The sequence below is a fragment of the Burkholderia sp. NRF60-BP8 genome, assembly GCF_001522585.2.
Classification (GTDB): domain Bacteria; phylum Pseudomonadota; class Gammaproteobacteria; order Burkholderiales; family Burkholderiaceae; genus Burkholderia.
Window position 1 is genome coordinate 1984537 of sequence record NZ_CP013372.1, and the last position, 20160, is coordinate 2004696.

Sequence of the window (20160 nt, forward strand, 5' to 3'; positions counted from 1 at the left end):
GCCGCGAATGCCGTACACGATACGGCCGCCGCCAGGCGAGGCGCGTCGATTCCGAGGGATGGCTCATGTCCGATATTGCATTGCATGAAGAAGCGGTCGCCCCAACCACCTTGTCCCGCTCGCCGCGCGGATCGAACGCAGGCGCGGACGCGCTGCGCGAGCGCACCGTGCAGGTCGTCTGGTGCGACGACGTGAAACGCGGCGACGTCGCGCAGCCGCACGCGCCGAAGCTCGGCGTCGCCGACACGCTCGCGCACGCGCAGAGCACGGCCGAGCGCAACCGCATCGTCGCGAGCCTGCTGCATCTGACGGGCTTCTCGACGTTCGCGTACTTCGCGCTCGAATTCGCGCGCGAGCGCGTCGAAAGTCTTTACCTGCACGAAGCGTTCACGCCGGCCACCTATCGCGGCGACTACGTCCGGCACAACCATCACGACGTCGATCCGCGCACGCTCGGCGCGCGCGTGTGCAACATGCCGATCGTGTGGGACCTGCAGCAATTGCGCCGCGAACACCGCGAGCGCGACGACGCGCCGTGCGTGAGCCCGGCCGCGCTCGACGGCTTCCTGCAGACGATGCAGGACGACGGGATGTGCAGCGGCATCATGTATTCGATGGCCGTGCCGGGCACGCGGCTGCACGCGTTCATGAGCTTCACCGCGCCGCGCCGCACGCGCGAATGGATCACGCCGGCGACGATCGAGCAGGCGCTGTCGATCGGGCTGTCGGTACACAAGTTCGCGTCGCCGCAACTGATCTCGACGTCGCGCGAGCGCGCGGTCAACGGGCTCACGCCGTTCGAGCAGGAGTTGCTGCTCGGCATCGCCGAAGGCGCGTCCGACAAGGAAATCGGCCGGCGCCTCGACACCAGCGCGCACAACGTCGACTATCACCTGCGCAAGCTGCGCAAGCGCTTCGGCGTCGCGAACCGGATCCAGCTCACGTACCTGACGTCGAAGCTCGAGCTGATCTGAGCACGGGCGCGGCGCGCGCGCCGCTTCCCGAAACCGGGCGCGCAAACGCGCATGCCGGCCTCGCGGGCCGGCATGCATGGGTTGCGACGCGGCGCCGGGCTCGGCGCCGCGTCCTGTCGGACGGGCTGCATTACTTCAGCAACGTCATCTGAACGACCTTCACGATCACGAGACCGACCGCGATCACCAGATAGCCGCGCAGCACGGCCATCCAGATCCGCGTCGCGAGCGTCATGTTCTGCGGCTCGAGCGTGTCGAGCGGCGGCATGCGCCACGTGTCGCGCAGCGAACGATCGACGGCCGGCTCGACGACGCGCTTGTGGCGGCGAATCAGCACCGTCGCGAGATAACCGGCGATGGCGAGCACGGTGCCGCCCACCAGCACGTCGACGATCGCTTCCCCGCTGATGTCCGGATACATCACCGACGCGGTCAGGATGGTCGACAGCAGCACCAGCACCCAGATCACCGCGCCCGTGAACACGTTGAGCTTCGTCGAGTTGACCCAGGGCCCCAGCACCTGGCGGTCGTTGCACAACACCAGCAGGAACACCGTCGCGCTCGGCAGCAACACGCCGGCCAGCGTCTGCACGGCTTCGGTCAGCAGCCCGAGTGGGCTGCCCGGGATCAGCACGAGCGTCGCCGCGGCCGCGACGATGCCGAAATAGACGAGATAGAAGCCCTTCGCGTCGGTCACGCCGCGGTGCAGCGAGTGGCGGATCTTGAACACGTCGCCGATCGCGTACGCGGTCGACAGCGACACGGCAGCCGCGCCGATGATGCACGCGTCGAGCAAGGCGACCGCGAACAGCGTCGCGCTCGTGCGGCCCGCATACTTCTCGAGGCCCGCGATGACGCCGCCCGCGTCGGTGAAGTTGCCGGCTTCCGGATGGCCGCCGAACAACGCCGAGCTGAAGCCGATCATCGCGACCGCGCCCACCAGCACGAACGCGATGCCGATCCACAAGTCGGCCTTTTCGTATTTCATGAAGCGCGGCGTGATGCGCTTGTCGATCACGTAGCTCTGCTGGAAGAACAATTGCCATGGCGCGACCGTCGTGCCGACGATGCCGATCACGAGCAGCATCACGTCGGACAGCTTCGCGTGCGCGGGCCAGTTCGGCACGAAGAAATCGCGCGTCATCTGCGCGACGGGCGGGTGGATCGAGACGAGCACCGGCACGAGCAGCAGGCTCAGCACGCACAGCCCGATCGCGAACCGCTCGAAGCGCCGGAAATCGCCGGTACTGACCGCGGCCATCGTCAGCGCGGCGGCGACACACACGCCGGCCACCTTCGGCAATCCGAAGAAATCCAGCACGAACGTGATGCCGATGAACTCGGTGACGATGGTCAGCGCATTGAGCAGGAACAGGTCGATCACGCTGAACGCGCCCCAGAACTTGCCGAAGCGCTCGAAGATCAGGCGCGCATGGCCGACGCCCGTGACCGCGCCGAGGCGCAGCACCATTTCCTGGTTCACGTACAGCACGGGCACGAGCAGCAGCAGCGTCCACAGCAGCGTCGTGCCGTAGTTCTGGCCGGCCTGCGTATAGGTGCCGAATGCACCGGCGTCGTTGTCGCCGACCATCACGATCAGGCCCGGGCCGATGATCGCGAGCAGCGTGCGCAGGCGCGCCCACCACGTGCCGCGCGCGCCGGTGTCGTGGTGCGCGATCGTGCCGAGCGCACCGCGGATGTCGCCCAGATGGGCTTCGTCGAGCACGGCGCTGCGATCGACCGCGATCGGTGGAGAGACGTTGGAGGGCGTGGACATGATCTATTCCGTACGGCTAAGGGTTGTTCGATGAGCGTGTGACCTTGGCATGCACACGCGGCGCCGGCCCGCGGGCGGCCGCACGTGCGCATGCCGAGGCGCGCTCGGCGTTTCTTCTCAGTGGATCAACGATTTCAGCCGGTTCAGCAGGCGGGCGAACACCCGCGGACGGGCATCGAGCGTCAGCATCGCGTCGTAGTGGTGGCGCGATTCCGTGACATGCGGAAAGTTCGACAGCAGAAGGCCGAAGTTCATGGTCTGGCTCCGTGCGGCGACGGCAGGCGTGCCGGCCGCGTCGTGGGCGCGGGGCCAGTCCGGGGCCTGAACGACGTGTCAGGCTAGTCGGCCGGATTGCCCCCGCGACCCGGGTTCGAAAGGGGCTGCGTATGCAACGGGCATAAGGGACAACTGTCACTGTCGTTCATGGCGGCTCCTGTGCGATGTTCCGGAGAACACGGTTGACCGCCGCCCGGCTTGCAGGCCGGCATTCGCGCGCCCGGAGAACGGATGCGCGAACGCGGCCGCCTGCCGGGCGGCGGTGAAACCGGCCAACGCATGCGAAAACGCATCACGCTAACCGGCGCGAATCAGGGTGCACGTAGGGAGTGACTGCGGAATACTGCTGCGCGCACCGTTTGCCCGGGAGACAAACGGCGGCTTCGATGAGGCGCGGACGTCGGTCGCTCAGGCGGAAATTTCGTTCGAAGATCGACTACTGCAGGCGTCCAAGGCGGCGGCCCCAAGAGTGAAGATGGCGGATTCTATGGACCGCCCGAAAGTGAAGTCAACCCCTCGAAACCCCATTTCTCGAAATAAATTTCCCGCCCGCCGCGACTGAAAGATTTCGCCTCGAAATAACGTTCCGAAACCTTTCAGCGCCGTCATGAGGCGGCCACGCGGCGATGCGTGCGAGCAACGGCCCGGCGCCCCGCCGCGCATCCTTTTCGCCATCGGCGGGCGGCCGCGTGGCGCCCCCGCTGCGCTGCGACGCGCACACCACACAGCGCATCTTTGATGCGTTTTTTACTTGCGCCGCAGCAAAAGTCGCGACTACAATCCGCCCCAATTCATCACGGGAGTCCCACCGTGGACACATGCTCTAGTTGTAGTTCGATGCCGGTCCAGACCGGCCAAGCCATCGCGAGATAGCAGCCAGACGCATGTCTTTTGCCGCTAGCTCGCACTCGCCGGGTTAGCGCGCCTCTACCCGTGCCGGCCATCGCCGGTTCGTCAGTCGCACGCTCCGCCATGTTCCATCCTCCGATCGCAGGCCGCGTCACGCACCCGCGCTCGATCACGTCGTCCGGCGTTCGCCGGACGGAACGGAGGCAGCGTCATGTTCTTTCAATCGTTCGCGCTCAGACTCAAGCGCATCGCGCACGTCACGTGCAACCGCTCGTTTTCCGGCCGCTCGCCGCTCGCCCGGGCATTCGGCCGCTGGCGTGGCCTGGCGCTCGCCCATGCGCCGGCGGCGCCGCGCCCGCTCGACTGCCTGCTGATCGCCGCGCTGCTGTGCTCGGTCGCGCCCCGCGTCGGCTTCGCGCAGGTGTGGCGCGTCGGCGGCTGGCTGCCGTAAGCCCCTTCTCCGCGCGGGCCGTGTCGTCATGCGCCCCGCGTCCCGCTCCCGTTTCCTCAGCTTAACGAATCGAACTGCCAACGGAACCCAAATGAAGAACCTGCTCTCGTCCGTCCCGCGCAAGCGTCGCGCCGATGCGCTCGCCACGCTGCTGCTGTCGCTCGCCGCCACCTCCGCGTTCGCACAAGCATCGTCCGCCGCCGAACCGGCGGCCGGCGCGAGCGATGCCGCCGCCCCCGCGCAACAGGCTGCTGATACCGCCGCGCCCGCGCCCACGGGCCTCTGGGAACGCTCGAACCTGCTCGGCAACATGGGCGGTCTGCGCGACGTGCTCGACGAGCACGGCGTCACGCTGAGCCTGCAGGAAACCAGCGAGTACCTGTACAACACGTCGGGCGGCACGGGTCGCGGCGGCGCGTACCAGGGGCTCACGCAATTCGGTTTCAACGTCGATACCGGCAAGGCGATCGGCCTGCCGGGCGGCACGTTCAACGTGTCGGGGCTGCAGATCCACGGCACCAACCTCACGCAGCGCTACCTGCAGACGTTGCAGACCGCGACCGGCATCGAGGCCAATTCGACCACCCGCCTGTGGGAACTCTGGTACCAGCAGTCGCTGCTCGACGGCAAGGTCGACGTGAAAGTCGGCCAGCAGAGCGTCGACCAGGAATTCATGGTGAGCCAGAACGCGGCGACGTTCATGAACGCGACCTTCGGCTGGCCCGTGCTGCCGTCCACCGACCTGCCGTCCGGCGGCCCCGCGTATCCGCTGTCGTCGCTCGGCGTGCGGCTGCGCGTGAAGCCGGCCGACGCGTGGACCGCGATGGTCGGCGTGTTCGACGGCAACCCGGCCGGCCGCGCCGACGGCGATGCGCAGGTGCTGAACGCGCATGGCACCAACTTCAACCTGCGCAGCGGCGCGTTCGTGATCGGCGAAGTGCAGTACGCGCTGAACGCGCCGCCGGCCGATCCGAAGGCCCCGCAGCCTGCCGGCCTGCCCGGCACGTACAAACTCGGCTTCTGGTATCACTCGCAGCACGCGAACGATCCGCGCTACGGCACCGACGGGTTGTCGCTCGCCGATCCGGCAAGCAACGGCACCCCCGCCACGCATCGCGGCAACTACGGCTTTTATGCGGTCGCGGATCAGATGGTGTGGCGGCCGTCCGCCGACAGCCCGCGCTCGGTCGGCGTGTTCGCGCGCGTGATGGGCTCGCCGGGCGATCGCAATGTCGTCGATTTCGCCGCCAACGCCGGCGTGACGCTGAAGGCGCCGTTCGCCGGACGCGACAACGACGTCGCCGGCATCGCGATCGGCTACGCGAAGATCGGCTCGCATGCGCGCGGCCTCGACGGCGACACCGGCGCATACACGACGCCCGGCTATCCGGTGCGCCGCGCGGAGACGGTCGTCGAAGCGACCTACCAGTACCAGGTCGCGCCATGGTGGCAGGTGCAGGCCGACCTGCAGCACTTCTTCCGCCCGGGCGGCGGCATCCCGAACCCGAACGCGGCCGGCGCGCGCATCGGCGACGAAACCGTGGTCGGCGTGCGCACGACGATCACGTTCTGACGCCCGCCGCATGAACACACGGGCCGGACGGCCGCTTGCGCGACGGTCCGGCCCGTGCGGGTGCTTGCCGTGCGGGTGGGCACGCGGCCCGCCCCGCGGCTTACTCGCGGTGCATTACTCGCCGTACAGCCCCAGCAGCTTCAGCGTGACGCCGTTGGTCCAGCCGAAGCCGTCCTGCAACGGATATTCGCCGCCCCCGCCGCCGCCCGTGCCGGTGCCCTCGACCACGTATTTCTCGACGAGCTTGCCTTCGGTCGCGTACACGTGCTTCACGTCGGACAGGAAACGCGTGCCGATGTCCTTCGCGAGCGCCGGATCGCCGTAACGGCGCAGCCCGTCGATCGCGATCCACTGCAGCGGCGCCCAGCCATTCGGCGCATCCCACTGCTGGCCCGTGTTCTCGGTCGTCGTCGCGAGGCCGCCCGGCTGCAGCAGCGTCTTGCGCACTTCGCGCGCGGTCGCCTTCGCGCGCTCCGGCCACGCGACGCCCGCGAACAGCGGATACAGCGCGGCGGCCGTCACACCGTCGCGCGGCTTGCGCAATTGCCAGTCATAGTCGCCGTAATAGCCGCGACGGTTCCACAGGTAGTGATTGATCGCGGCCGCACGCCGCGCCGCGCGCCCCGAAAAATCGGCCACGCAGGCGATATCGCGCGTGATCGCGCAGCCCTTCACGATCGTCGTCTCGAGATGGAACATCAGGCTGTTCAGGTCGACCGGCACGATCGAGGTCGTGCGGATCGTCGCGAGCGTCTTGCCGTCGCCGAACCAGCGCGAGCTGTAGTCCCAGCCGCTTTCGGCGCCCGCGCGCAGGTCGCGGTACACCTCGTTCGCCGGGCGGGACGGCACCGATTTCGCGGTGGTCACGTCCTCGAGATACGACTCGTCGCGCGGCGTGTCGCTCGCATCCCAGTAGCGGTTCAGCACGGCGCCGTCGGGCATCGCGACCACGTTGCGCGCCGCCTGCCCGCGCGGCGTCGTGGTTTCGCCCTGCATCCAGTACGCATGTTCCTTGCGCAGCGCCGGCAGGTATTTCTGGTAGACCTTGTCGCCTTCGGCCTGCGCGGCGAGCGTGACCATGTACGCGAAGAACGGCGGCTGCGAGCGACTCGCGTAGTACGTGCGGTTGCCGTTCGGGATGTGCCCGATCGTATCGATCAGGTATGCGAAGTTGTCGAGCATGTCGTCGACGAGATCCTCGCGCCCCGACACCTGCAGCCCGAGCATCGTGAAATAGGTATCCCAGTAGTAGCCTTCGCGGAAGCGGCCACCCGGCACGACGTACGGCTTCGGCATCGGAATCAGCGAACTGTACGGGGGCGCCGTGACGCTCGTGCGCGTGAGCTGCGGCCACAGCCAGTCGATATGCTGGCGCAGCGTCTGATTCGGCGGCGGCGTCACGCCGCCTTCCGGGGGCGGCGTGAAATGCTGGTCGACGAACGCCTTCAGCGAGAAGCCCGGCTGCGATTTCTGTTGCTGATACAACTGCACGATCGTCGCGGGATCGGTATCGGGCGTGGCGTCGACGAAGGTCTTCTGGTCGGGATAGAGCTGCGCGGTCTGCACCGCGACGAACAGGTCGCCGTAGAGCTGGCTCGGCGGCGGCAGCAGCGTGCCCGACGCGGGAGCGGCTGCGGCTGCGGTGGCGGCAGGCGTCGCGGACTGGCTGGCCGCTTGCGCGGCGGCCTGGTTCGCACTGTCGGCCTGCGCGGCGCAACCGGCGACGGCGAGATAGGCGATGGCCAGTGCGGCGGCCCAGCGCAGACGCGGCGCGGGCGGTGACTGGCGCGACGGGAAGCGAGATGCAAGCGGTGCGGCACGACGTGACGTCATGGCGTGTCCCCTCCTTTCGATGTTGAGTGGATCGGCACGAGGTCTCGTTCGCGCGCGCGTTCGTCTCGATGGCCTTCGATCGATACGCGTCATGTTGTGAGGCGAATGCGTGCGACTGTCGCACGAAACATGCATGTCAAGCAAGTTTCGATTCGCGCGATTCCCGGAGATAGCCGCGCACCGCCCGCCACGCACGCGCTTCGAGCGCATCCGCATCGGTCTCGCCGCGCGCGCCCGCCGCATCGACGATGCCTTTCACGATCGCGAGCAGATCGTGCGCGACGACGTCGGGCGCGGCGACGCGCGGCGCATCCCGCAACCCGAGCGCATGCAGCAACGTCGCGTGGATGCGGTCCGCGATGCGCGCGGTGCGCGCGCCGAGCGGCAACCGCGCCTCCTCGAAATCGATCAGCCGCGCGAGCGCCGGCCGGCGCATCTGGTGCGCGACGGCCCCGCGCACCAGCGTGCGCAGCACGTCGTCGCAGGACGACAGCGCGGCCGCCCGGTCGACGTCGTCGAGCAGATGCGCGCTCTCGCGCTCGACGAGCGCAGCGGTCAGCGCGTCGCGGTTCGGGAAATACTGGTAGAGCGAGCCGATGCTCACGCCGGCCAGCGCGGCGACCGCATTCGTCGTGTAACCGTCGAAGCCGTCGCGCTCGAGAATGCGAGCGGCGGCCTCGACGATCGCATCGACGGTGGCCACCGAGCGGCGCTGGCGCGGCGCCTTGCGCGGCGAAAGCGGAATGCGCGACGACGATTCGGACATGGCGGAAGGCGAGTGAATATGAGCAAGCGCTCACATTTTAGGAACGCACTGCCACGCCGTCAAAAGGAATCGCGCCAGCCGGCCAACGTCGATGCGCTCGTCGCATTCGAGCTCGAATGCGCGTTCGACGCGCCGTGCGAAACACCGTTCGGCGATCGCTGCATCGATCTCCAGCCCGGCATCGAAAACACATCCACGCCCGGCTGCGGCGACGCTGCGTTGTCCACGCCGCGCCGCGCATGCGGCATGCGCCGGCAACGCATCGCTCGCCCATGCGCAGTCGTCCTTTGTCCGCCATCCTCCGGAAAAGACGACTGTTGCAACATGCGGAACAACTGTTGTCGCACGTGACGCAGCGGTCACATTGTGGGCATAATGACACCTTTACCGCGCGCCCAGCCCATGTCGCCCGTCTTTCTAGCACCGCTCATCGTTGCCTGTGCGTTGTTCATGGAAAGCGTCGACGCGAACATCATCGTCACCGCACTGCCTGCGATGGCGAGGGACTTCGGGCACAACCCCGTCACGCTGAACATCGCGATCACGGCCTACGTGGTCGGTCTCGGCGTGTTCATTCCGATCTGCGGCTGGCTCGCCGACCGCTTCAGCGCGCGCGCCGTGTTCCGCACCGCGATCGGCATCTTCGTCGTCGGCTCGCTGATGTGCGCGGCGTCCAACTCCCTCGGCGTGCTCACGTTCGCACGCTTCATACAGGGCGTCGGCGGCGCGATGATGGTGCCGGTCGGCCGCATCATCATCTTCCGCGCGGTGCCGCGCTCCGATCTCGTGCGCGCGATGAACTACCTCGCGATTCCCGCGCTGTTCGGGCCCACGGTCGGGCCGCTCGTCGGCGGCTTCATCACGACCTACCTGCACTGGCGGATGATCTTCTTCATCAACGTGCCGATCGGTCTCTACGGGATCTACCTCGCGAGCAAGCACATCGCGAACACGCACGAGCCCGACCCGGGCCCGCTCGACTGGTTCGGCTTCCTGCTGTCCGCGAGCGGCGCCGCGCTGCTGCTGATGGGCCTCACGCTGATCGACGGTTCGCTCACGTCGCGCTCGAACGCCCTCGTCATGTGCGCGGCCGGCGCCGCGATGCTCGCGTTGTACGTGCCGTACGCGCGCCGCAAGGAGCGCCCGGTGCTCGACCTCAGTTTCCTGAAGATCCCGACGTATCACGCGAGCGTCGTGGGCGGCTCGCTGTTCCGCATCGGGCTCGGCGCGGTGCCGTTCCTGCTGCCGCTCGCGCTGCAGGAAGGGCTCGGCATGAGCGCGTTCCACTCGGGGCTGATCACGTGCGCGTCCGCGCTCGGCGGCGCGGTGAGCCGCTCGACGGCCACGCATACGCTGCGCCGCTTCGGTTTTCGCACGGTGCTGATCTACAACGCGGCATTCGCGGGCCTGGCGATCGCCGCGTACGGCGTGTTCCATCCCGGCATGGCGACCTGGGCGATCTGGCTGATCGTGCTCGTCGGCGGCATCTTCCCCGCGCTGCAGTTCACGAGCCTGAATTCGATGATCTACGCGGACATCTCGCCGCGCGACGCAGGCCGCGCGACGAGCCTCGGCAGCGTCGTGCAGCAGATGTCGCTCGGCCTCGGCGTGACGGTGGCCGGCCTCGTGCTGCACGTGTCGCACTGGCTCCAGGGCCATCGGGCGATGGTGTGGTCGGATTTCTGGCCCGCGTTCCTGGTGGTCGGGCTGTGCTCGTTCGCGTCGATTCCGATCACGCGGCGGCTGCCGCCCGGCGCCGGCGACGAAGTCGCGCGCGGCAAGCGGCAATAGGTGGCAATAGGCGGCATTAAGCGGCGGCCGATGCGGCCAATGACCTGTCGCGCGGCAACGGACGACGAACCGGAAAAACAAAAAAAATCAGCGGACATCCACACGGGGCCGGTGCACAGCCGCATGGATGTCCGCTCAGGGCTCCGGGTCTCCCGATGGGGGTTGGGAATCCCGGATTCGCTTCCTGCGTGCCATGGACATATGTGCGTCGGAAGCGGAATCGTTGCGCGCACTTGTCGCCGCGCCATGAACTGCACTATAGGGAAACTTGCAAAACGTATCTGTCAACCATTGTCAGACGCGTTGCGGCCGCGCATCGCACGCGCGCGCCGCTTTCGCGCTAAAGTGGTTCCCGATCGCCACCCTCGACCGTCCTCCCGATGCTCACGCTCTCGCCCGCCGCCGCCCGCGCACTGCATCTCGCCGCCCAGGGCCTGCTCACGCCGCCGCGCCGCAAGGCGACCAAGTCCGACGTGCTCGACGCGATCCGCCGGATGGCGCAGTTGCAGATCGACACCATCCACGTCGTCGCGCGCAGCCCGTATCTCGTGCTGTTCAGCCGTCTCGGCGATTTCTCGCCGCAGTGGCTCGACGAACATCTTGCCGAGGCGCGCCTGTTCGAATACTGGTCGCACGAAGCGTGTTTCCTGCCGATCGAGCAGTTCGGGCTGATGCGTTACAAGATGCTCGATCCGTCGGGGATGGGCTGGAAATATGCGGCCGAATGGCATGAGCAGAATCGTCCGGAGATCGAACGGCTGCTTGCGCGGATTCGCGAAGCAGGCCCCGTACGGTCGGCCGATTTCGCGCGCGAGGACGGCGCGAAGGGCAACGGCTGGTGGGATCGCAAGCCCGAGAAGCGTCACCTGGAAGTGCTGTTCACGACGGGCGAGCTGATGGTGTCGGAGCGCCGCAATTTCCAGCGCGTGTACGACGTGCGCGAACGCGTGCTGCCCGACTGGGACGATGCGCGCGACCTGCCGCCGCGCGATGCCGTGCTGCCCGCGCTGCTCGACTACACGTGTCGCGCGCTCGGCGTCGTGCGCGCGGACTGGGTGGCCGACTACTATCGGCTGCCGCGCCGTTCGTACCGCGCGGAGCTGGAGCGGCTCGCCGACGCCGGCGACCTGATTCCGGTGCAGATCGACGGCTGGAAGGAACCGGCCTACGTGCATCGCTCGCTCGACGCGCTGCTGCCGGCGGCCGCTGCCGACACGCTGCGCTCGACGGTCACGACGCTGCTGTCGCCGTTCGACCCGGTCGTGTGGGACCGGCGGCGCGCGTCGACGCTGTTCGGTTTCGACTACACGATCGAGTGCTATACGCCCGCGCACAAGCGGCGCTACGGCTATTTCTGCCTGCCCGTACTGCATCGCGGCCGGCTGGTCGGCCGCGTCGATGCGAAAGCGCATCGCGCGCTCGGCACGTTCGAACTGAAGGCCGTGCACGTCGAGCCGGGCGTGCGGTTCGGCACCGGGCTCGCGGCCGACGTCGCGAAGGCCGTGAAGAAACTCGCGGCGTGGCACGGCACGCCGGAGGTGACGGTCAGGCATGCACCGCCGGAGCTGATGAAGGCGCTCGCCGATACGTAACGCGCGTACGCTCGCTCACGCAAGCGGCCCACCTTGCGGCGCACGCGCCGCCGGCCGAGGATCAGTCGCGCAGCTTGCGAAAACGCGGTGTGCCGTCTTCGAGGTTGCCGTTGAACATCGCTTCCGGCCGCACCCACAGCCCGCGCGCATGCGGCCACAGATGCTCGTAGACGACCACCGATTCCTCGGTTTCGGAGTGGCGCGCAACGCCGATGTAGCGGTACAGGCCGCCCTTGTAGTGGCGGTGCGTCGCGAGCTGTTCGGCTTCCTGTTCGGTCATGATGGCTTCTCTTCGGCAAAAACGGAAAGCGCGTATTGTATGCGCTGCGCCGCGCGTCAGCGTTTCGTGTAGAGGTCGGGCCGGCGGATCTCCATCAGCCGCTCGGGGTTCGCGGACGGACCGAAACCGACCGGCCGATAGAGTTCGTGCGCATCGGTCGTGACGAGCATGATGCGGCGCAGCCGCTGCACCATCTCCTGCGCGAATATATGGTCGATCAGTGCGCGGCCGTAGCCGTTGCCGCGTTCGGCCGGCAGCACGAACACGTCGCACAGATACGCGAACGTCGCGTGATCGGTGACGAGCCGCGCAAACCCGACGAGCCGGTCGCCGACATACGCGCCGAAACACAGCGAGCCCTCGATCGCCCGCTCGACCACGTCGCGCGGAATGCCCTGCGACCAATAGGCGTCGCGATGCAGGAAGTCGAAGATCGCGTCGACATCGAGTTCGCGCTTGTCGGTGGAAAATCTCAGCGTGGCGGAAGTGGCAGCGGGCACGTCTGTTCTCCAGTTCGAGGGGCAGAAGGCGGAGCGTCGACGATACCGCGCCGTGGGGTGCGGAACAAGGGGCACCAGGGTCTGCCGTAGATGAACAGCCGCACTGCCCATCCTCGATTCGGCGACAATGGCATCCGCCGATAAACCGAGACGCCGCCTCATGACCTACCGCCTCATCGCCTTCGACTTCGACGGCACGCTCGCCGATTCGCTCGACAGTTTTCTCGCGGCGCTGTCGGAAGCGTCGCGCCTGCACGGCTTTCGCGACGCCACGCCCGAACTGCGCCCGGCGCTGCGCGGCATGTCGGCGCGCGACATCGTCCGCGCGCTCGACGTGCCGATGTGGAAAGTGCCGCGCGTGACGATCGACATGCGCCGCCTGATGCGGCCGCGCATCGCGCACGTGCGGCTGTTTCAGGGCGTCGACGAAACGTTCGACGCGCTCGCCGCGCGCGGCATCCGCATCGCGATCGCCACGTCGAATACCGAGGAGATCGTGCGGGACCGGCTCGGCCCGCGCGCCGGCGCGCGCGTCGACCATTTCGCCTGTGGCATTCCGCTGTTCGGCAAGGCGCGCCGTCTGCGCGCGCTCGTTCGCGAGGCCGGCGTGCGCGCCGACGAAGTGCTGTACGTCGGCGACGAAATCCGCGACGCAGACGCGGCACGGCACGCACGTATCGCCTTTCAGGGTGTCGCGTGGGGCTACACGGCGCCCGACGCGTTGCAGGCACATTGCGCGACGCCGTTGCTGCCGCGCCTCGATGCGCTGCTCGATCGCGTGTAACGCTTCACGCACGCCACGCACTCGCGCCCCCCTCGCCCGATGCGCGGCCATCACGACGGTCACGGCCGCGACGCCATCACACCGACGAAATACAGATGACACGCACGTGCATCTCATCCATTGCATGCGCCACGCGCACGCAAAAATTGCCGCCGACGCATGCGCATCAGGTACGCACTACCGGGCTGCACGCGTGCCCATCGATTCGTCTTACCAACCGTTACACAAGCCACAGCACGGTTGCACCTGCTACCCGACCGCTCTCCTAGAATCGGTCGGGCCGGATTCGACCGGCGCCGCGGCAGAGCGGCGGTCGAATCCGGCCCGGGCGCGCCCGGTCTCTCGCACAGCGACGGATCGCACGATCCGTTTTTCAACCAGAGCCCCGATCGAAAGGAGGTCCCATGAACCGCTTTCCCCACATTTCGCGCCTCGCCTTGTCTGCCGCCGGCCTGCTTCTCGTCGCCGTGACGGCGACCGCGCAAACCGCGCAACCGGCGCCCGCCGCGTCCGCTGCGCCTGCCGCGACCGCCACGCGCATTCACGAAGCCGACCAAGCCTTCATCACGGACGGCACGAAGACCGTGTCGACCCAGCACGACGCGGCACGCATCGCCGATTCGCGCACGTCGGACAGCCAGGTCAAGGCGTTCGCGCAACGCGTGTCGACCGACGATGCAAAGATCATCCAGGCGATGCGCGCGGCGAGCCCGCGCGGCGTCGACGTGCCGGCCAACGACCCGGACACGACCGTGCTGAACAGCATCAAGAGCCTGCGCGGCGCCGAGTTCGACAAGGCCTATATCGAACAGGTCGCGCTCGCCGGCCAGCAGAAGGCGATCTCGGCGTTCCAGGCCGAAATCGCGTCGGGTCGCGACACCAAGCTAAAGGAAGTCGCCCGCCAGTCGCTGCCGATCCTGCAGGCGCACTACGCGGACGCGCAGAAGCTCGCGCAGCGTCATCACCTCGCATCGGCGCAGTAACGCGATGCAGCGCCGCGCATCGTGCGCGGCGCACCGTTTCCCCCGCCGTCGCGCTGCCGCCTCCCCTGCCGGCGGCGCGACGCACGTCGATCGTCGCGCGTCCCGCGTCACCGGTTACGTCGCCAGCTTCGCCTCGAGTCGCGCACGCACTTCCGGCCATTCGTCGTCGATGATGCTGAAGCGCACCGAGTTGCGCTTGCGGCCATCCGGCATGATCCGTTCGTGGCGCACGATGCCCTCCTGTTTCGCACCGAGCCGTAGGATCGCCGCGCGCGATTTCTCGTTCAGCTCGTCCGTCGTGAACTGCACGCGCACGCAGTGCAGCGTGTCGAACGCATAAGCCAGCAGCAACCACTTCGCTTCGGTATTCGCGCGCGTACGCTGCGCCGATTCGCTCAGCCACGTGTGACCGATCTCGAGCTTGCGATTCTTGCGATCGATTTTCCAGAAGCGCGTACTGCCGATTGCACGGCCCGACGCGCGATCGACGATCACGAACGGCATCACGGTGCCGGCCGCCCGCCCCTGCAACGCCGTGTCGATGTAGGCGTCGACCGTCTGCGCGCCCGGCACGACCGTGACCGTCAGGTTCCACAATTCGCCGTCTGCCGCGGCGTCCAGCAGCGCCTGCCGGTCGGATACGTCGAGCGGACGGAGGACGACACGTTCGCCGGTGAGGGTCGGTTGCTCGAGGAAAGACGATGCGTCGGTCATGACGGGATTCCGGAAAATGAGGTCGATGGCGGCGAAACGCCCATCATACGGCGGTGCCGCTAGCCGAGGTGGGCGGCCAGCCGGCGGCGGATCGCCTTCGCTTCGCCGCGCAGCGCATCGACGAACGCGTCGACGAGCAGGTTCTTCGGCCGGTGCTCGGGCGCGATCACGCTGACCCGGTACGGAAACGAGCGCGTCAGCGGCCGCACGTGCAGGCCGCGGCCGACGAAATCGAGCGCCGTGAGCGGGTTGACGATCGCGGCCCCGAGCCCTTGCCGCACGAACGCACACACCGACACCGCCGACGGCGTGTCGACCACCGAACGCGGCGCGACGCCGAGCTGCGCGAACGCCTCGTCGATCAGGATGCGGTACGGATCGTTCAGCGACAGGCTCACGAACGGGCGGTCGGCGAGATCCGGCAGGTCGATCGCGTCCTGCGCGAGCAGCGGATGGCCGTCGGGCAACACGCACACCTCGTCGACTTCGAGCAGCGGCGTGAGCACGGTGCCGGCCGGCGCGACGTCGTGCTCGGTCAACCCGAGGTCGTAACGTTGGGCCGTGAGCCATTCCTCGAGCACCGGCGACTCCTGAGTCGCGACCGATACGCTCACGCCCGCATGCGCGTCGTGAAAGCGCCGGCACGCACCGGGCAGGATCGCGTGCGCGAACGCCGGCAACGCGATCACCGACAGTTGCCCGTCGCGAAACTCGCGCAGGCGGGCGGCCGTCGCCGCGACGCGTTCAAGCCCCACATACGCGAGCCGCACGTCGTCGAACAGCGTGAGCGCGGCCATCGTCGGGCGCAGGCGGCCGTGTGCGCGCTCGAACAGCGCAAAGCCGACGACCTGCTCCATCCGCGCCAGCTCGCGGCTGACGGTCGGCTGCGACGTGTACAGCATCTCGGCCGCGCGCGTCGTGCTGCCGGTGACCATCAGCGCACGAAAAACCTCGATATGACGGTGCGTCAGCATGATCGTATATATCAAAAATGAATCGAATATCGATAGATAGGCATTTTACCGTATAGCCAATCAGGCGCATCATCCGGTTGTCCGTTCATTCGATCCGATTCATCCGCCATGTCCCTCGATTCCCGCCAGCTCGCGACGCTCGCGCAGCAATACGGCACCCCGCTGTGGGTGTACGACGCCGACGTCATCCGCGACCGCATCGCCCAACTGCGCCAGTTCGACGTGATCCGCTATGCGCAGAAGGCGAATTCGAACGTCCATATCCTGAAGCTGATGCGCGAGGAAGGCGCGTGTGTCGACGCCGTGTCGCTCGGCGAGATCGAACGCAGCCTCGCGGCCGGTTTCAGCCCGGGCGGCGAGCCGGAAGGCGTCGTGTTCACGGCCGACCTGATCGATCGCCCGACGCTCGCGGCGGTGCTCAAGCATGGCGTGACCGTGAACGCCGGTTCGCTCGACATGCTCGCGCGCATCGGCGAGCATGCGCCCGGCCACCGCGTGTGGCTGCGCGTCAATCCCGGTTTCGGCCACGGCCACAGCAACAAGACCAACACCGGCGGCCCGCAGAGCAAGCACGGCATCTGGATCGACGACGTGCCGCGCGCGATCGAGATCGTGCGCCAGTACGGGCTGAAGCTGGTCGGCATCCACATGCACATCGGTTCGGGCGTCGACTACGGCCACCTGTCGCAGGTGTGCGACGCGATGGTCGATCTCGTCACGTCGCTCGGCCACGACATCGACGCGATCTCGGCCGGCGGCGGCCTGTCGATCCCGTATCGCGACGGCGAGCCGCGTGTCGACGTCGGTCACTACTTCAGCCAGTGGGACGCCGCGCGCAAGCGGATCGAACGGCATCTCGGCCATCCGGTGCGCATCGAGATCGAACCGGGCCGCTTTCTCGTCGCCGAAGCCGGCACGCTCGTCACCGAAGTACAGGCCGTCAACCGTCGGCCGAAACACGATTTCGTGCTGATCGACGCGGGCTTCAACGACCTGATGCGCCCGTCGATGTACGGCAGCTATCACGCGGTATCGGTGCACGCGCACGACGGCGCGCTGCCCGCCGGCCGGCCGCTCGTCGACCTCGCGATCGCCGGCCCGCTGTGCGAATCGGGCGACGTGTTCACGCAGGATGCCGGCGGTGTGGTCACGCACCGCAAGCTCGCGCAGCCGCAGATCGGCGACCTGCTGTTCCTGCACGACGCGGGCGCGTATGGCGCGTCGATGTCCTCGAACTACAACAGCCGGCCGCTCGCGCCGGAAGTGCTGGTCGATCGCGGCACGCCGCGACTGATCCGCCGCCGGCAGACGATCGGCGAATTGCTCGCGCTGGAGACGTTCGAGTAACACGCGTACGGCGTGACGAACGCCAACGGCCAGGCTTGCCGCTAGCGGCAGCCTGGCCGTTTTGCTTCGGGCCGAGTTCACGCTCGCGATCGTGCGCATCGGCAGCCATCGCGTTGCCGCCGGCCTCGCATCGGGTCACGTCGGCCCGATGCACGGCACGTCGCGGCGCCTGCCTCACCCTGCGCGCTGCACGGGCGCCATCTTCGAGAAGTACTTCGCGCCCGCCACGCAGCCGACCACCACGACCGTCACGACGACCATCGACGGCGGCACCGCCTCGTGCAGCAGCCCCGCCGCGAGCAGCAGGCCGAAGAACGGCTGCAGCAGCTGCAACTGGCCGACGCCCGCGATCCCGCCGAGCGCAAGCCCGCGATACCAGAACACGAAGCCGATCAACATGCTGAACAGCGACACGTACGCGAGCCCCCACAGCGCGGGGGCATCGACGCCGTCGAACGACGCGGGCCAGGTCAGCCACGCGAGCGGCAGCATCAGCGGCAGCGACAGCACGAGCGCCCACGAGATCACCTGCCAGCCGCCGAGCTGGCGCGACAGCCGCGCGCCTTCCGCGTAACCGAGCCCGCACGCGACGATCGCGGCCAGCATCAGCGCATCGCCGAGCACCGACGCCTGCCCGCCGTTGCGCAGCGCGAACGCGGCCACCGCGCCGCTGCCGACGATCGAGAAGATCCAGAACGGCAGCCGCGGCCGTTCGCCGCCGCGCCACACGCCGAACAGCGCGGTCGCAAGCGGCAGCAGTCCGACGAACACGATCGCATGCGCCGACGTCACGTGCTTCAGCGCAAGCGCCGTCAGCAACGGGAACCCGACCACGACACCGAGCGCGACGACGGCCAGCGACACGGCCTCGGCACGCGACGGCCGCTTCTGCTTCAGCGCGACGAGCAGCAGCAGGCCGAGCGCACCGGCGATCGTCGCGCGCGCGAACGTGAGGAACAGCGGGTCGAGCCCTTGCACCGCGACACGCGTCGCGGGCAGCGAGCCACTGAAGATGATGACGCCCAGCATGCCGCTGAGCCATCCGTCTGTCGTCTTTTGCACGGTCAACCCTGAATGGAAGATGGATGACCGATGATCCGCCGCCGGCCAAAACGGCGTAAGCTACAGCCCAATACAATTCAGACAAACTGTACTGAACAACCGGCCGTACAGTTCATTGTTCGCCATGAGCCATTCCGCCCCGATTCCCGCTCCGCCCGCGCCGTCGCGCACGCGTGTGGAAACCGTCATGGATACCCTGCGCGCGCGGATCGCGAGCCGCGCGCTGATGCCCGGTGCGCGCGTGCCGTCGATCCGGATGATGGCCGACGCGCTCGGCGTGTCGAAATCGACGGTCGTCGATGCGTACGAGCGGCTCGCGAGCGAAGGCGTGCTCGTCGCACGGCGCGGTTCGGGCTTCTACGTGTCGGGCCACGCCCCGCCGCTCGCGCTCGCCGAGTTGGGCCCGCGCCTCGATCGCGAGCTCGATCCGCTGTGGCTGTCGCGCCAGTCGCTCGAAGCGGCGCCGACGTCGGTGAAGCCCGGCTGCGGATGGTTGCCGTCGTCGTGGCTGCCCGACGAAAGCCTGCGTCGCGCGCTGCGCGCCGTGTCGCGCGACGAATCCGATGCGCTGACCGACTATGCGACGCCGCTCGGCCTGCCCGCGCTGCGCCAGCAGCTTGCATGGCGGCTCGCGCAGCACGGCGTGCACGCGGAACCCGCGCAGATCATGCTGACCGACGGCGGCACGCACGCGCTCGACCTCGTGTGCCGCCTGCTGCTGGAACCCGGCGATACCGTCGTGCTCGACGATCCGTGCTACTTCAACTTCCAGGCGCTGCTGCGCGCGCACCGCGCACGGATCGTCAGCGTGCCGTTCACGCCGAACGGCCCCGATCTCGTGCGCTTCGAGCAAGTACTCGCCGAGCACCGGCCGCGCCTGTACATCACCAACGCGGCACTGCACAACCCCACCGGCGCGACGCTCGCGCCGCCCGTCGCGCACCGGCTGCTGACGCTCGCGGCCGAGCACGGGTTGCTGATCGTCGAGGACGACATCTTCGCGGATTTCGAGAGCACGCCCGCGCCGCGCCTCGCGGCGTTCGACGGGCTGTCGCGCGTCGTGTCGATCGGCAGCTTCTCGAAGACGCTGTCGGCCGCGATCCGCTGCGGCTATGTCGCCGCGCGCCCGGAATGGATCGACGCGCTCGTCGACCTGAAGCTCGCGACGTCGTTCGGCAACGCGCAGATCGGCGCGAACGTCGTGCACCGGCTGCTGATCGACGGCACGTACCGGCGCCATCTCGACAGCCTGCGCGCGCGTCTCGCGGATGCGATGGGCGAAACGATCCGGCGCCTCGCGCGAGCCGGCCTCGCGATCTGGACGGAGCCGCGCGGCGGGTTGTTCGTGTGGGCGCAATTGCCGGACGGGCTCGACGCCGCGCGCGTCGCACGCCACGCGCTGGACCACGACGTGGTGCTCGCACCCGGCAACGTGTTCAGCGCGTCGCGCAGCGCGACGTCGTACATGCGCTTCAACGTGTCGCGCTGCAAGGGGCCCGTCGTGTTCGATGCGCTTGCGCGGGCAATGGACGCGGCGCGTGGGGTGGAACGCGACGGCGCGCCGGCGGATGCCGGCGGCCGGGTGCTGGCCGGCAAGTGACGCGAGGCGGCCGTGCCGCGGCGGGATACCCCGC

At 68.1% G+C, this 20160-nt stretch carries 19 protein-coding genes; 10 read left to right on the forward strand and 9 right to left on the reverse strand.

Annotated features, from left to right (window positions below):
• Positions 1 to 65 precede the first annotated feature (65 nt).
• Complete coding sequence (locus tag WS54_RS09245) at positions 66 to 974, forward strand: helix-turn-helix transcriptional regulator (protein WP_059780669.1); 909 nt, start codon at positions 66 to 68, stop codon at positions 972 to 974.
• 130 nt (positions 975 to 1104) lie between these two features.
• On the opposite strand, the gene WS54_RS09250 is transcribed toward WS54_RS09245, so the two are convergent.
• Complete coding sequence (locus WS54_RS09250) at positions 1105 to 2751, reverse strand: Nramp family divalent metal transporter (RefSeq protein WP_059780638.1); 1647 nt, start codon at positions 2749 to 2751, stop codon at positions 1105 to 1107.
• Positions 2752 to 2868: 117 nt separating this feature from the next.
• Positions 2869 to 3006 (reverse strand): hypothetical protein, encoded by a 138-nt coding sequence (locus WS54_RS33960; protein ID WP_179949024.1) that lies wholly within the window; start codon positions 3004 to 3006, stop codon positions 2869 to 2871.
• A 1081-nt stretch (positions 3007 to 4087) separates the two neighbouring features.
• Between WS54_RS33960 and WS54_RS09255 the strand changes: the two genes are divergently transcribed.
• Complete coding sequence (locus WS54_RS09255) at positions 4088 to 4327, forward strand: hypothetical protein (RefSeq protein WP_059780639.1); 240 nt, start codon at positions 4088 to 4090, stop codon at positions 4325 to 4327.
• Positions 4328 to 4418: 91 nt separating this feature from the next.
• Positions 4419 to 5900 carry a carbohydrate porin gene (locus WS54_RS09260; RefSeq protein ID WP_059780640.1) on the forward strand — a complete coding sequence of 494 codons (1482 nt, stop codon included), beginning with the start codon at positions 4419 to 4421 and terminating at the stop codon, positions 5898 to 5900.
• Between the two features lie 114 nt (positions 5901 to 6014).
• On the opposite strand, the gene treA is transcribed toward WS54_RS09260, so the two are convergent.
• The gene (gene treA / locus WS54_RS09265; protein ID WP_059780641.1) at positions 6015 to 7733 is read right to left on the reverse strand and encodes an alpha,alpha-trehalase TreA; all 1719 of its coding nucleotides are present in this window, start codon (positions 7731 to 7733) and stop codon (positions 6015 to 6017) included.
• A gap of 136 nt (positions 7734 to 7869) precedes the next feature.
• Positions 7870 to 8499: a TetR/AcrR family transcriptional regulator gene (locus WS54_RS09270; RefSeq protein ID WP_034204417.1), complete on the reverse strand. Its 630-nt coding sequence runs from the start codon at positions 8497 to 8499 to the stop codon at positions 7870 to 7872.
• An 18-nt stretch (positions 8500 to 8517) separates the two neighbouring features.
• Here WS54_RS09270 and WS54_RS34210 point away from each other — a divergent pair, with 18 nt between their 5' ends.
• The 3 genes from WS54_RS34210 to WS54_RS09285 all read left to right on the forward strand — a co-directional run bounded on the left by WS54_RS34210 (position 8518) and on the right by WS54_RS09285 (position 11882).
• On the forward strand, positions 8518 to 8850 hold the full coding sequence (locus WS54_RS34210) for a hypothetical protein (protein ID WP_236872711.1): 333 nt from the start codon (positions 8518 to 8520) through the stop codon (positions 8848 to 8850).
• A gap of 51 nt (positions 8851 to 8901) precedes the next feature.
• Positions 8902 to 10290 (forward strand): MFS transporter, encoded by a 1389-nt coding sequence (locus tag WS54_RS09280; RefSeq protein WP_059780643.1) that lies wholly within the window; start codon positions 8902 to 8904, stop codon positions 10288 to 10290.
• 380 nt (positions 10291 to 10670) lie between these two features.
• The gene (locus tag WS54_RS09285) at positions 10671 to 11882 is read left to right on the forward strand and encodes a winged helix-turn-helix domain-containing protein (protein WP_059780644.1); all 1212 of its coding nucleotides are present in this window, start codon (positions 10671 to 10673) and stop codon (positions 11880 to 11882) included.
• Positions 11883 to 11943: 61 nt separating this feature from the next.
• Here WS54_RS09285 and WS54_RS09290 read toward each other — a convergent pair whose 3' ends face one another.
• Both WS54_RS09290 and WS54_RS09295 read right to left on the reverse strand, forming a co-directional pair.
• Positions 11944 to 12162, reverse strand: coding sequence for a DUF1653 domain-containing protein (locus WS54_RS09290; protein ID WP_006480837.1), 219 nt, complete (start codon positions 12160 to 12162; stop codon positions 11944 to 11946).
• Between the two features lie 56 nt (positions 12163 to 12218).
• Positions 12219 to 12662, reverse strand: a complete 444-nt coding sequence (locus tag WS54_RS09295) for a GNAT family N-acetyltransferase (protein ID WP_034204413.1) — start codon at positions 12660 to 12662, stop codon at positions 12219 to 12221.
• Positions 12663 to 12822: 160 nt separating this feature from the next.
• Here WS54_RS09295 and WS54_RS09300 point away from each other — a divergent pair, with 160 nt between their 5' ends.
• Positions 12823 to 13446: an HAD hydrolase-like protein gene (locus tag WS54_RS09300; RefSeq protein WP_059780645.1), complete on the forward strand. Its 624-nt coding sequence runs from the start codon at positions 12823 to 12825 to the stop codon at positions 13444 to 13446.
• A gap of 404 nt (positions 13447 to 13850) precedes the next feature.
• The gene (locus tag WS54_RS09305) at positions 13851 to 14429 is read left to right on the forward strand and encodes a DUF4142 domain-containing protein (RefSeq protein ID WP_034204411.1); all 579 of its coding nucleotides are present in this window, start codon (positions 13851 to 13853) and stop codon (positions 14427 to 14429) included.
• Positions 14430 to 14543: 114 nt separating this feature from the next.
• Here the strand turns inward: WS54_RS09305 and WS54_RS09310 are convergent, their stop codons facing one another.
• Both WS54_RS09310 and WS54_RS09315 read right to left on the reverse strand, forming a co-directional pair.
• Positions 14544 to 15143 carry a GNAT family N-acetyltransferase gene (locus WS54_RS09310; RefSeq protein ID WP_059780646.1) on the reverse strand — a complete coding sequence of 200 codons (600 nt, stop codon included), beginning with the start codon at positions 15141 to 15143 and terminating at the stop codon, positions 14544 to 14546.
• 59 nt (positions 15144 to 15202) lie between these two features.
• Positions 15203 to 16117, reverse strand: coding sequence for a LysR family transcriptional regulator (locus tag WS54_RS09315; RefSeq protein WP_034204409.1), 915 nt, complete (start codon positions 16115 to 16117; stop codon positions 15203 to 15205).
• Between the two features lie 108 nt (positions 16118 to 16225).
• On the opposite strand from WS54_RS09315, the gene lysA reads away from it, so the two are divergent.
• Positions 16226 to 17464 carry a diaminopimelate decarboxylase gene (lysA, locus tag WS54_RS09320; RefSeq protein WP_059780647.1) on the forward strand — a complete coding sequence of 413 codons (1239 nt, stop codon included), beginning with the start codon at positions 16226 to 16228 and terminating at the stop codon, positions 17462 to 17464.
• A 174-nt stretch (positions 17465 to 17638) separates the two neighbouring features.
• On the opposite strand, the gene WS54_RS09325 is transcribed toward lysA, so the two are convergent.
• Positions 17639 to 18526, reverse strand: a complete 888-nt coding sequence (locus WS54_RS09325; RefSeq protein ID WP_059780670.1) for a DMT family transporter — start codon at positions 18524 to 18526, stop codon at positions 17639 to 17641.
• A gap of 124 nt (positions 18527 to 18650) precedes the next feature.
• On the opposite strand from WS54_RS09325, the gene WS54_RS09330 reads away from it, so the two are divergent.
• Entirely contained in the window at positions 18651 to 20126 is a 1476-nt protein-coding gene (locus WS54_RS09330) for an aminotransferase-like domain-containing protein (protein WP_059780648.1), read from the forward strand.
• The last annotated feature ends 34 nt before the right edge of the window (positions 20127 to 20160 follow it).